11 protein-coding genes are annotated in these 13,573 nt (G+C 33.6%); 6 read left to right on the top strand and 5 right to left on the bottom strand.

The window, feature by feature from the left end; translation table 11 throughout:
- The first annotated feature begins 7 nt into the window (after positions 1 to 7).
- Positions 8 to 1,006, top strand: coding sequence for a D-lactate dehydrogenase (locus tag KA873_RS01530; protein WP_107504754.1), 999 nt, complete (start codon positions 8 to 10; stop codon positions 1,004 to 1,006).
- Between the two features lie 68 nt (positions 1,007 to 1,074).
- On the opposite strand, the gene copZ is transcribed toward KA873_RS01530, so the two are convergent.
- The 3 genes from copZ to KA873_RS01545 form a co-directional block, all read right to left on the bottom strand.
- Positions 1,075 to 1,281 (bottom strand): copper chaperone CopZ, encoded by a 207-nt coding sequence (copZ, locus tag KA873_RS01535; protein WP_107384339.1) that lies wholly within the window; start codon positions 1,279 to 1,281, stop codon positions 1,075 to 1,077.
- Positions 1,282 to 1,334: 53 nt separating this feature from the next.
- Positions 1,335 to 3,719, bottom strand: coding sequence for a heavy metal translocating P-type ATPase (locus tag KA873_RS01540; RefSeq protein ID WP_107504755.1), 2,385 nt, complete (start codon positions 3,717 to 3,719; stop codon positions 1,335 to 1,337).
- A gap of 176 nt (positions 3,720 to 3,895) precedes the next feature.
- Positions 3,896 to 5,347: a SulP family inorganic anion transporter gene (locus KA873_RS01545; protein WP_107504756.1), complete on the bottom strand. Its 1,452-nt coding sequence runs from the start codon at positions 5,345 to 5,347 to the stop codon at positions 3,896 to 3,898.
- Between the two features lie 234 nt (positions 5,348 to 5,581).
- On the opposite strand from KA873_RS01545, the gene KA873_RS01550 reads away from it, so the two are divergent.
- The 3 genes from KA873_RS01550 to KA873_RS01560 all read left to right on the top strand — a co-directional run bounded on the left by KA873_RS01550 (position 5,582) and on the right by KA873_RS01560 (position 9,242).
- Positions 5,582 to 6,343: an ABC transporter ATP-binding protein gene (locus KA873_RS01550; protein WP_107384336.1), complete on the top strand. Its 762-nt coding sequence runs from the start codon at positions 5,582 to 5,584 to the stop codon at positions 6,341 to 6,343.
- Complete coding sequence (locus KA873_RS01555) at positions 6,333 to 8,219, top strand: FtsX-like permease family protein (protein ID WP_107504757.1); 1,887 nt, start codon at positions 6,333 to 6,335, stop codon at positions 8,217 to 8,219. The genes KA873_RS01550 and KA873_RS01555 overlap by 11 nt, the downstream gene beginning before the upstream one ends.
- Before the next feature lie 153 nt (positions 8,220 to 8,372).
- On the top strand, positions 8,373 to 9,242 hold the full coding sequence (locus KA873_RS01560) for an SDR family oxidoreductase (protein WP_107384334.1): 870 nt from the start codon (positions 8,373 to 8,375) through the stop codon (positions 9,240 to 9,242).
- Between the two features lie 479 nt (positions 9,243 to 9,721).
- Here the strand turns inward: KA873_RS01560 and KA873_RS01565 are convergent, their stop codons facing one another.
- Both KA873_RS01565 and KA873_RS01570 read right to left on the bottom strand, forming a co-directional pair.
- Positions 9,722 to 9,928, bottom strand: a complete 207-nt coding sequence (locus KA873_RS01565) for a hypothetical protein (protein ID WP_019469992.1) — start codon at positions 9,926 to 9,928, stop codon at positions 9,722 to 9,724.
- A 139-nt stretch (positions 9,929 to 10,067) separates the two neighbouring features.
- Positions 10,068 to 11,489, bottom strand: a complete 1,422-nt coding sequence (locus KA873_RS01570) for an SLC13 family permease (protein ID WP_107386269.1) — start codon at positions 11,487 to 11,489, stop codon at positions 10,068 to 10,070.
- A 153-nt stretch (positions 11,490 to 11,642) separates the two neighbouring features.
- Between KA873_RS01570 and KA873_RS01575 the strand changes: the two genes are divergently transcribed.
- Together KA873_RS01575 and KA873_RS01580 are read left to right on the top strand one after the other, a co-directional pair.
- Entirely contained in the window at positions 11,643 to 12,839 is a 1,197-nt protein-coding gene (locus KA873_RS01575; protein WP_107521304.1) for a DUF819 family protein, read from the top strand.
- Between the two features lie 83 nt (positions 12,840 to 12,922).
- On the top strand, positions 12,923 to 13,486 hold the full coding sequence (locus KA873_RS01580) for a sugar O-acetyltransferase (RefSeq protein ID WP_107504759.1): 564 nt from the start codon (positions 12,923 to 12,925) through the stop codon (positions 13,484 to 13,486).
- Positions 13,487 to 13,573 lie beyond the last annotated feature (87 nt).

The raw sequence follows: 13,573 nt of genomic DNA on the forward strand, positions 1-13,573 counted from the left end.
ATGATCAATGAAAAGCATTAAACTTTTTGGTGTCAGAGAAGAAGATATCCCTTTTATTAATGAATGGTCAGAAAAACATCAGGTGAAAGTAGATTTAGATAGTGACATATTATCTTTGGAAACAGTAGATCGTGTTAAAGGTTTTGATGGGGTATCGTTGTCACAACAAATTGAATTAGATGAAGTAGTGTATCAGAAATTACATGATTATGGTATTAAGCAAATTGCTCAGAGAAGTGCTGGCTTTGATAGTTATAATCTTGAGTTAGCTAAGCAATATGAACTAGTTATAACCAATGTACCTTCTTATTCTCCGCATTCTATCGCTGAATATACTGTGTCTCAAGCATTAAATTTAATTAGAAATTTTAATGATATACAAAATAAAACTGCAGCATATGATTTTAGATGGCAACCGAGTATTTTGTCACGTTCTATAAAAGATTTAAAAGTTGCAGTTATTGGTACAGGTCGTATTGGTTCTATTGTAGGTAAGATTTTTGCAGAAGGTTTTGGTTCAGAAGTAGTAGCATATGATATTGAACCTCAAGTCTCATGTGAAGCGTATTTAACATATAAAGAAAGTATGCGTGAGGCGATTAAAGATGCAGATATTGTAACTGTACATATTCCAGCGACAAAGGAAAATACATATTTGTTTAATGAGGCAGTATTTACAGAAATGAAAACAGGTGCCGTGTTTATTAATTGTGCGCGCGGTACGATTGTTGATACAAAAGCCCTTATAGATGCATTAAATAGTGGGAAAATAATAGGTGCAGCATTAGATACTTATGAAGGTGAGAAAGGGCTATTCCCAAGTGATCAACGCAATACACAATTAGATGATGCAATATTAATTGAATTGATAGAACGACAAGATGTCATTCTATCTCCACATATTGCTTTTTATACAGATGCAGCTGTAAAAAATCTTATTGTAGATGCGCTAGATGCAACATTAGAGGTAATATATACTGGTGATAGTAAGCTTCGTGTTAATTAAATATGTAATATAAAAATAGGGCTAAGACGTTTGATTTCGTCTCAGCCCTCATTTTTTGAATGTGCAGGTTATTTAGCATCATAGCCTTGATCTTCGATAGCATCTTTCATGCTTGTCATTGTAACTTTATTATCGTCAAAATCAACTTCAACATTACCAGCATCAAGGTTCACATCAGCCGTTGATACGCCATCTAGATTTGTAAGTGCAGATTCTACTGCCTGTTTACAATGATCACAGCTCATGCCATCAACTTTAATTGTTTCTGTTGCCATAGGAATCACCTCCTTAAATCAAGGATGTTTATTATTATTATTACAAAGTTGCGTTATAATTTCATTCGTTTTAATCTGAGTGAATTTGTTACCACACTTACTGAGCTTAATGCCATTGCTGCGCCAGCTACCCAAGGTGCAAGTAAACCTAAAGCTGCGATAGGAATACCAGCAACGTTATAGCCAAATGCCCAAAATAAGTTTTGTCTGATATTACTTATCGTTGAATTACTGGCTTTGATTGCTTTAGGAATTAATAATAATTCTCCGCCTAAAATTGTAACATCAGCTGCCTCTATTGCTACTTCTGTACCTGTTCCAATAGCAATACCGATATCTGCTTGAACTAGTGCTGGTGCGTCATTAACGCCATCTCCAACCATAGCAACAATTTTATCATTATCTTGAAGTTCTTTGATTTTTGAAGCTTTTTCTTCTGGTAATACTTCTGCAATTACAGCGTCTATACCTACTTGTTTAGCAATTGCTTGTGCTGTTCGCGCGTTATCTCCTGTAAGCATTGTTACGGAAATACCTAATTCGTGCAATTGTTGAATCGCTTCATTGGCAGAATCTTTGACTGTATCGGCGACGGCAATCACACCTTGTAGTGTTTGATTAATAGCAATGAGCATTGCTGTTTTACCTTCGTATTCATATTTGACTAAATTATCTTCATACTTTGAAACATCAATATGAGCATCTTTCATGAATTTACGTGTGCCGACTAATACGTCTTGGTTATGAATCATTGCTTGAATACCGTGTCCTGGCACTGCTTCGAAAGATGCTGTTTCTAATAAATCGATGCCTTTATCCTTTGCATAACTGACGATTGCTTCAGCTAGTGGATGTTCAGAATCTTTTTCTGCACTAGCTAAAAGTTGTAGTGTTTCATCATTACCATCAAAGTCCGTCACAATTGGTTTACCGTTTGTGATAGTTCCTGTTTTATCAAGAACGACTGTATTAATTTGGTGTGTACGTTCTATGTGCTCGCCACCTTTAAATAAAATACCATTTTCAGCAGCCTTGCCAGTACCCACCATAATTGAAGTAGGTGTTGCGAGACCCAATGCACATGGACAAGCTATCACTAATACAGCGATTGCTGCTACAAGTGCAGGTTCGAATTGACCAGTTTGGACAAAAGCAATCCAAATGATAAATGTGAGTATAGCAATACCTACGACAATAGGGACAAAGTAGCCAGAAATCGTATCAGCTAAACGCTGTATAGGTGCTTTTGAACCTTGAGCATTTTCAACAACTTTAATAATAGAAGATAAAGCAGTGTCTTTTCCTACTTTCGTTGCTTCTATTGTAATGGTACCATTTTTATTCATTGTTGATCCTATCACATTATCGTTTAATGTTTTTTCGACAGGGATAGATTCACCAGTTAACATAGATTCGTCTATCGAAGTCATACCTTTGATTACTTGTCCGTCTACTGGTATTTTTTCTCCTGGTTTTACTTGGATATAATCTCCGACAACAACTTCACTTAGTGGCACCATTTGTTCTTTGCCATTTCTGATTATACGTGCTTCTTTTGCTTGTAAACTTAACAATTCGCTTAAAGCATTTGTAGTTTGTGTTTTGGCACGGCTTTCTAAATATTTACCGAACAAGATAAGTGTTATTAATACAGCACTCGTTTCAAAATACAGATGAGGTGTATCATTTGTATGGTTCAACCATTTTATCATTTCATAAATACTATAAAAGAATGCGGCACTCGTACCTAACGCGACTAATACATCCATATTGGCTGAACCATTTCGCAGATTTTTATAAGCACCTACATAGAACTGCCAACCAATAATAAATTGAACAGGTGTAGCTAATATGAATTGAAACCAGGGATTCATTAAGAAACTAGGTAATGGTAGTCCGAATAAATGGATAAACATCGTCAATAGTAAAGGTAAAGAAAGTATGGCTGAAACAATTAATTTGTTTCGCTTTCCTTTTAACTCTTGTGCTTTTCGTGAATTTTTTTCTGAAGGAGCTGCTTTGGTTTTTGCATCATAGCCGATGTTTTGTATTTTTTTTATCAATTCATCTATAGATGTAACTTCTGGATTATAATTAATCGTTGCATTTTCGGTTGTGAGGTTGACGTTTGCTTGTTCAACACCGTCAGTGCGGTTAAGTACTTTTTCAATACGATTTGAACATGCGGCGCAAGTCATACCCATGACATCTAAATCAGCTTTTTCAGTGACAACATCATAACCTGTATCTTTAATTTTTTGAGTTAAAGCATCTAGTGAAGTATTATCTGAATTATATTCAATCGTTGCTTTCTCAGTTGTAACATTGACATTTGCTTTGACATCTTCCATTTTATTTAAATTCTTTTCGATGCGGTTCGCACATGCAGCACAAGTCATACCTGTAATACCTAATGTCGTTTTTTTGTTGTTATCCATCTCAGTGAATGCCTCCTTTTGCTTCATAGATTTATAATGAATCGTTATTTGTATGTCATCTGTTAAATTTAATATACCCCCTGTAGGTATAAAAGTCAATGTGTTTGTTTGGAATAAAATAAGCTAACATCAGTATGTATGTAACAAGTGATGTTAGCTTATGATTTAAATCAAAGTTATATTAGATGCTGCTGATTAACTTTGCTGAGTTCAGAAACAATTTTACGGCTGTCTTTATTAAGATGTTGTACATAAATCATATTGTTTTTCTTTTTATAATTTTCTATCAAGGTATCTACTGCATTAACAGCTGAATCATCCCATAAATGTGCTTGGCTAAAATCGAGATAAATTGTTTTATCGCTTATTTCTAAATCTAATTGGTTCATTAAGGAATCGATAGATACAAAGAAAATTTGACCTTCAATTTTATAATAGATGTGATGATCGCGTTCCTCATATTGAACAGAGACGTTGGATATCTTTGTAGCAAAACATAATGCACTGACAATAACGCCAACGATGACGCCGAGCGCTAGGTTACTTGTGAACAATACGATAACTACCGTTAGCATCATCACAAATGCATCAGAACGTGGGGCTTTTTGTATAAATTTAAACGATTGCCAATTAAATGTACCTACAGAAACCATCACCATAATGCCGGCCAAAATTGGCATTGGAATTTCAACAACCCAGTCACCAAAGACCATAATCAAGATGATTAAAAACACACCCGCTGTAAATGTGGAAAGACGTGTGGTTGCACCTGAACGCACATTAATAACCGATTGCCCAATCATAGCACAACCACCCATTGCACCGAAAAAGCCTGTGATAAAGTTTGCGATACCTTGTCCACGAGCTTCTTGGTTTTTGTTACTATAACTATCAGTCGCTTGATCGACGATGCGTGACGTTAATAAACTTTCTACAAGACCTACAATTGCCATTGATATGGAATATGGAAATATAATTTTAAAAGTTTCCATGTTAAATGGTACATCGGAGATTAATAAATGCGGTAAACTTTTTTTGATTTCGCCTAAATCTCCAACTGTTTTAACATCTACACCAGTAACTAAATAGACGATCGTTAATACGACGATAGCAATTAATGGTGCAGGTATACGATTGAACACACGAGGTAATAAATAAATAATTAATAATGTGATGATTACAAATAAATATGTAGGTAATGAAATACCAAAGATATGTTTAAGTTGTGTCATAAATATCATTATAGCTAGTGCATTCACAAACCCAATCATCACAGAGTTTGGAATGAATTTCATCAGTCTACCTATTTTTAATAGACCAAAGATGATTTGAATGATGCCCATTAAAATGGTTGCAGCAAGTAAATATTGTATACCATGATCGCGTACTAATGGCACAATGACTAAAGCGACAGCACCTGTAGCGGCGGATATCATTGCGGGTCTACCTCCAACAAATGAAATGACGACAGCGATGATAAATGATGCATATAAACCGACCATTGGATCTACCCCTGCAATAATAGAGAATGAAATTGCTTCAGGAATTAATGCAAGTGCCACAACAATGCCTGCTAATATATTTGTTCCTGGTGCGGTGAGCCATTCTCTCTTTAATTTATTTAGCATAATTTGTGCTCCTTTATTAAAAGTCAATTTTAATAGTATAGCACATAGCATAAAAAAAGTTTATAGTACTTTATGACAAAAAAATTCAAAAATTATAATTTATTACGAAATAAAAATGTGACAGTTTTGTTATTTGAAATTATGTATTTGTTAGTAAAATCAAACGAGGAAATTAAATAAATTCGCTATGATAAAAATATAAATAAAAGTAAAGTGATTGAAGGAGTGTAATACATGTCTATTCTAAAAGTTGAAGGATTAACGAAAAATTATGGCAATAAACATAGAAAGCAAGAAGTACTAAAAGGTATAGATTTTACAATTGAAAAAGGTGAATTTGTAACAATCATGGGACCATCAGGTTCTGGTAAAACGACATTACTTAATGTGATCAGTTCCATTGATTATATAACGAGTGGTACAGTGGAAATTAATGGTCATCAAATTAATAAAATGAGTAATAAAGCATTAGCAGACTTCCGTAAAAAAGAAATAGGTTTTATTTTCCAAAATTATAGTGTACTTAATACATTAACTGTTAAAGAAAATATTATGTTACCACTATCTATTCAAAAATTATCTAAACAAGAAAAAGAACAAAATTATGACGAAGTTACTCAAGCATTAGGTATTAGTGAATTGGGTCATAAATATCCAAATGAAATATCTGGAGGACAACAACAACGTACTGCTGCAGCAAGAGCTTCAGTACATAAACCAGCTATTATTTTTGCGGATGAACCAACAGGTGCGTTAGATTCAAAAAGTGCACAAGATCTATTGAACCGTTTGGAAGAGTTAAACCAAAAAACAAATGCTACTATCGTTATGGTCACACACGATCCCGTTGCAGCAAGTTATTCAAATCGTGTCATCATGCTGAAAGATGGGGATATACATTCTGAAATATACCAAGGTGAGGATAGCAATCAAGCATTTTATAAAAATATCATTCACATGCAAACTGCCTTAGGTGGTGTGACAAATGAATTTTAATCAAATCGTCATCAAGAATTTAAGGAAAAATATTAGACATTATGCCATGTATTTATTTTCCTTAATTGTCAGTATCGTTTTATACTTTAGTTTTGTAACTTTAAAATACACTGACAGTATTAATAATGAACAATCATTAAAGACAATTCAAAAAGGTTCAGAAATTGGGGCAGTATTTTTATTCTTTATTATTGTTATATTTTTAATGTATGCGAATCAACTTTTTATTAAACGTAGAACAAGTGAATTTGCACTGTATCAATTGATTGGTTTAACAAGAAATAACATCATGAGAATGTTAGTCATTGAGCAAGCGATGATGCTGTTATTAACGAGTGTGATTGGCATGCTTATAGGTATATTTGGTTCGAAATTACTGTTGATGATTGTGCTCAAAGTATTAGACATTAATATGAGCGTATCATTAGCGTTTCAATTGCCAGCTGTAATGCAAACATTGATGCTTATTGTTGTGTCATTTATACTCATACTAATACAAAGTTTTATATTTTTACGTAAACGCAGTATTTTAATGATGATGAATGACAATGCACGCACGGAAGCAACCAAGTCTCAAATTACTGTGATGGAAATTATTTTTGGTGTATTAGGTATTGTGATGATTGGTGTTGGCTATTATATCTCTACAGAAATGTTTGGGAAGTTCATCAATATGATCGTCTATTCGCCATTTATCATTTTATTGTTAACGGTATTAGGTGCATATTTATTTTTCCGCAGTTCTGTTTCACTTATATTTAAAACGTTAAAACGTTCAAAAAGAGGTAACGTGTCAATCACTGATGTAGTGTTTACATCATCTATCATGCATAGAATGAAGAAAAATGCCTTATCATTAACTATTATTGCAACTATTTCAGCAGTAACCGTAACAGTATTATGCTTTGGTGCGATTAGTAAATCAACGATGGATGAAAATACAGAGTTAATGGCACCCCATGATTTAAATTTTACAGATAGTAAACAAGCAAAACAATTTGAAAGTAAATTAAAACAAGCAGATATAGATGTGACAAAAGATTATAAAGAAGTAGTGCGTGGTGACATATTAAAAGATCAAGTATTTCAAAAATCCAATATGGGGCGCATGGATAGCTTATTTGTAACGAGTAACCAATACTTTAACGATAAAGCAGTGACTGGAAATAAAGCGAAATTGATTAATTTAGCAGCCGGTAATGGAATAGTAAAATATGACTTAAATAAAGAGATTCAGTTGAAGAATAGCGATAAAGAAACATTTAAGGTAATTGGTGATAGTAGCAAAGCGACATTTATGAGTGAAATAAGTTATGGCGGTCCCGTATTACTCGTGAGCTCTGACAAATATGAGGAAATTAAACAGGGCAGTAATGAGACAAATAAGCAATATGGTTATGATTTGAAACATCATACGGATTTGACTAAAGCAACGAAAATTGCACAATCGATTGAACCAAGCATCCAATCACAAGGTATGATAAAACAAGAAATGAACGAGAGTGTCGGTATTTTATTATTTGTAACTTCATTTTTAGGTTTAGCATTTTTAGTGGCAGCAGGATGTATCATCTATATTAAACAAATGGACGAAACTGAAGATGAAATACCGAGTTTTCGTATTTTAAGAAAAATTGGTTATACGCATCAAGATATGTTGAAAGGACTAGGCTTAAAAGTTATTTTCAACTTTGGCTTACCTTTAGTTGTATCACTGATGCATGCATATTTTGCAGCAAAAGCTTTTATGGGACTCTATAATGCAACGAGTATGACACCTGTTTATATTGTCATGATTGTATATTCAATTGTGTATTGTATATTTGCAATTATGTCTTTTATACATTCAAGTCGAATAGTAAAACACTCAATTTAAACAATATAAAATTTAATAAATCATCTTAAATAAAATGCTGTGGATTAAGTTATGAACATATGACGTTATTCACAGCATTTTTTAAATATGTTTGTTGTTGTCTATTTGTGGTATGTAGTACACGATAGAATTATTACACATGGGGGTATAATGATGAATTTATTAGAATTTCATAAGCAAATTAAAGGATATACACAAAATAAACAACCAGGTATCCAAAAAGATATGGATCCACAACCTATAACGGAAATGGAAGGATATAAAAGTGGTGGCAAATTAACAGGTAAAGTTGCTCTAATTACTGGTGGTGATTCTGGTATTGGACGTTCTGTAGCGATGTTATTTGCAAAAGAAGGGGCGAACGTTGCCATTGGTTACTATGATGAACATGAGGATGCTCAAAAAGTAGTGGATGATTTGAGAAAGATAGGCGTGAAAGCTAAAGCTTATGCACATGATTTAAAGGTAGTATCAGAATCTCAAAAATTAATTGATCAAGTGGTTAAAGATTTTGATGGCTTAAATATTTTAGTGAATAATGGTGGTGTTCAATTTCCGCAAGATAGTTTTCAAGAAATTACGCCAGAGCAAGTGAAAGAAACGTTTGAAACTAATATTTTTGGCATGATGTTTTTATCTCAAGCAGCAGCGCCTCATTTAAAAAACGGTGATGCCATTATCAATACTACTAGTGTTACCGCTTATAGAGGATCAGCGCATCTCATAGATTATTCAGCAACTAAAGGGGCAATCGTTGCGTTTACGAGATCATTAGCGACGAGTCTGATAGAACAAGGCGTACGCGTAAATGCTGTTGCACCTGGCCCTATATATACACCTTTAATACCTGCTACATTTTCAGATGAAAAAGTAGCACATCAAGGTGGAGAAACACCTATGGGTCGTCGTGGACAACCTGCAGAACTTGCACCGTCATATGTATTTTTAGCATCTTATGCAGATAGTTCTTACATTACAGGACAAGTCATTCATGTAAATGGTGGTGATTATATTACTTCTTAAGCATAGTTGGCATCTTAGCTATGATGGTTTAACGTAATAATATATTTTTCTATAACATTGATTGCAAAGCTTACACCATTAAATTAGTGATGCATGTCTGACGTTTTCTCTTTTAACAATCTTGAAAATATGTAATTAGGCATTATCATTTGATATTCCATAAAGATATACACCTTGATAGTGCCTTCTAGTTATTTTAAAAAAACACTTTCATATAAATTCATTTAATAACATGAATTTAATGAAAGTGTTTCGTTATATTTTATAGTAATTGTAAAACTATATGAAAAATGAAAGTAGTTTTGCAATGTGTGTAAAGTCTTTTAGTTGAGCGTGTATTGTTCATATTATATTTAACATAGAATGTTTTGATCTAGCCATGTTTTGAAAAATGATAGACTACATGAGCAGATAAATCTAAAAGGCATTCCTATTATTTATAACTAAGGTATCAAGTTTGATGCATACGTTCTAAACTGCTAAAAGAAATCTGAAGGAATGAAGTCATCGACATTTATATTTTTCAAAGAGTCAAAGTTAACATTTTCAATATTTTGTAGTATTTCTCCTTCTTTAAATTGTTGATAATAATTTGTAGTTTCTGCTACGATATCGTGATCTTGAAATGTTTTTACAACACCTAATATCAAGAGGACAGCTATTGCACCTTTGATGATTGTTTTCATAAGTAATGACTCCTTTTAATGATGATACATATATTATATATGAAAATTCAGAATGTGACATGCGTCCATAGTATTTATATATCATCGTACCTTAGTTGTATACGACGTACTTATGAAAATATATAATCATCGACTGTAATTAGAGACCAAAAGCAATCGGTAACCAGAAATAAACAAATAATGATATGACAATAATAGTGAATAAATTTAATATAAATCCAGCTTTTACCATATCTTTCATTTCTAATTCATCAGAACTGAATACAGCTGCATTTGGTGGTGTTGAAATGGGCAACATGAAAGCGCAAGTCGAAGATACTGCAACGATACCCATAATTATGAAAGGGTCTTGGCTGATAGCTGCAGCAAAACCAATACTGATTGGCATTAACATATTTGATACAGCCGTATTAGACATCACTTCAGTAAGGAATAAGATCCCAGTTGTAAGCACGATAACAATTAAAATGAGGGGTAAAGGTTTTACAACACCCAGCATACCTCCAAACCATTTTGTTAGACCAGAGTCTTCAAAAGCAGCAGCTAATGAAAGCCCTCCACCAAACAATAGTAAAATCCCCCAAGGGAGCTTGCTCATATCATCCCAAATAAGTAATCCACCTTTGTGAGACTTAGCAGGAATTAAAAATAAGAGCACTGCGCCTGTCATTGAAATAATGGTATCAGATAAGTGGAGACTAGCTGGAAGAAGACTACCACTGATCCATAAGACACTGACAAATAGAAATACAACACCGGTTAATTTTTCTTCTAAACTCATGGGTCCTAAATCACGTAATGCTTTTTTGGCAAAGTCAGAAGAAATTTTATCTGCATCTTCAATTTTAAAGAGCCATTTTGTCATTAACAAGTATAATATGATAAGCAATATAATTGTTAAAGGTAAAGCAAAAATCATCCATTGTGCAAAAGAAACTGTTCTATTTAAGCTTGAAGCAGCGATTGCTGCAAACACTGCATTTGGTACTGAACCAATTAAAGTTGCGAGACCACCAATAGAAGCGGAATAAGCGACTGTAAGTAATAATGCTTTACTGAATTTATGTGCTGACTCTGGTTTTAAAAATTGTGCGCTTTGAATTTCATGTATTAAAGCTAATGCAATAGGTAGCATCATTAAAGCTGTTGCAGCATTAGAAATCCACATCGATATAAATGCTGTTGCAATCATGGTACCTAAAATAATACGATTGCTATTAGATCCCATCATAGCGATAATTGTCATTGCAATACGTTTATGTAAGTCCCATTTTTCAATTGCCAAAGCAATGATGAAACCACCCATATACATAAAGACTATCGGATCAGCATAAGCGCTTGCAGCCACTTGCTCATCTGTTCCACCACTTAAAGGTAATAGAATGAGTGGAATGAGCGACGTTGCTGGAATAGGAATCGCTTCTGTAATCCACCATGTGGCAACAAATAGTGTTACAGCAAGTACAGCCCTAGGAGCGTCATCTAGACCAGTAAGTCCAGGAATAAAATAAAATATCAAGAAAAGCAACGGTCCTAGGATCAAACCAATTTTTTGTTTCATAAAAAATCCCCCTTGTTTGTACCCTTGCATTAGTTAGAATATCAATTTGGAAAAGTAATGACAATTTATTTTTCAGAAAATTGTAAAAAAAGAGTGGTTTATTGTTAGAATAAGTTTAAACTTGTGCATTTGAGATATAAAGGGAGTGATTTTATGATATTGGGTACACTGGTAGGTAAAGATGATACATGGGTATTGTGGGCAATTATTATAGTGTGGGCAACAGTAAGTATCTTTTTAGAACAACGCTATCAATGGGCAAGTACGATATCAGGGGCGATTATTGCACTGGTAGGCGCTATGATACTTTCTAACTTTAAAGTTATACCGACGAGTGCGCCAGTTTATGATACGGTGTGGGATTATATTGTTCCTTTATCTATACCATTACTACTTTTTAGTGCGAATATATTAAAAATTTGGAAAGAAAGTCGACGATTGTTGTTTATTTTTTTAATTGCATCAGTAGGGACCATGATTGGAACAACTGTAGCTTTTATCATATTAAATCATTCAGTACCTTATTTATCTAAAATAGGTGCAATGATGACTGGAAGCTACATTGGTGGTGGCGTAAATTTTGCTGCTTTGAGTTCCAAATTAAAAACACCTGGAGAAATGGTTTCATCCACAGTTGTCGCAGATAATAGTGTAATGGCATTATATTTTCTGCTATTAATTGCGATTCCATCGATACCGTTTATTAAAAAACACTTTAATACACATTATAAAAGTGATCATTCACCAGCATCGCAAGCATCATTTTGGCAACCTAAAAAAATTCAATTATTAGATATTGCATTTTCAAGCGCTGCAGCGATCGCAATTGTTGCAATCAGTTTTAAACTTTCTGAATTCATACAACAAGTCGTACCTCAAAGTAATTTGGTCTTAACTATACTTGTGTCATTTTTTGGAGATTTCTATCTTTTGCTTACAACTTTAACGCTTGTCATTGTTGCCATTTGGGGAGATTTCTTTGAAAAATTAGCAGGTGCTTCTGAAATTGGAACATTTTTAATTTATATTTTCTTTGTTGTCATAGGTACACCGGCTTCATTTGTTACGATTGTTAAAACGGCACCGCTGTTATTTATCTTTGTAATGATTATTTTAATATTTAACTTAGGGATAAGCTTGTTGTTAGGCAAGTTGTTAAAATTCAATATAGAAGAGATATTATTAGCAAGTAATGCAACCGCTGGAGGGCCCACTACTGCAGCAGCATTAGCGATAGGTAAAGGTTGGACTGATTTAGTCGGACCTATATTAATTGTAGGCACATTAGGTTATGTGATTGGTAATTATGCTGGAACGTTAATGTACCAATGGCTTTCTTATATCGCTTAGTGAAAAGGCATTTATTTAGAAATATCACGACGAGATGATATAGTTAATCTGATAAATTAGTGAAGACGAGTGAGGGATGAAATTTGAGTGAAAAAGAAAAAATGTTAGCTGGACAATGGTATGATGCAAACTATGATGCAAATTTGGACAAAGAAAGAAATATAGCAAAAGATTTATGCTTTGAATTAAACCAAACTAAACCCAGTAATAAAGAGAGACGCCAAACAATTTTGAAAGCATTGTTACATGCTGAACCACATCACTTAGAATTATTAAGTCCATTTTATGTTGATTATGGTTATAACCTTTTTTTAGGTGAGCAGGTGTTTATTAATCATGACTGTTATTTCATGGATGGTGGTAAAATCTTCGTGGGCAATCATGTATTTATTGGACCGAAATGTGGTTTTTACACTGCGATACATCCCTTAGACTATCACGTTAGAAACCAAGGATTGGAACAAGCGCTACCAATACATATAGGAGATAATGTTTGGATTGGCGCAAATGTTATAGTTTTACCTGGAGTTACAATTGGTAATGGCACAGTTATTGGCGCTGGAAGTATTGTATCTAAAGATATTCCAGAGAATGTAGTTGCAATAGGTTCACCGGCAAAACCAATAAAAACGATTGATAACAACTAAGCGACTTTATGAGCTTAAATTATATATTGAACTTTTTTAATAGGAGTTAGTAACATGAATCAACGTTTGCAACGGATGATGTTACTG

Source organism: Staphylococcus sp. GDY8P45P (assembly GCF_017892745.1).
Lineage (GTDB): Bacteria > Bacillota > Bacilli > Staphylococcales > Staphylococcaceae > Staphylococcus > Staphylococcus cohnii.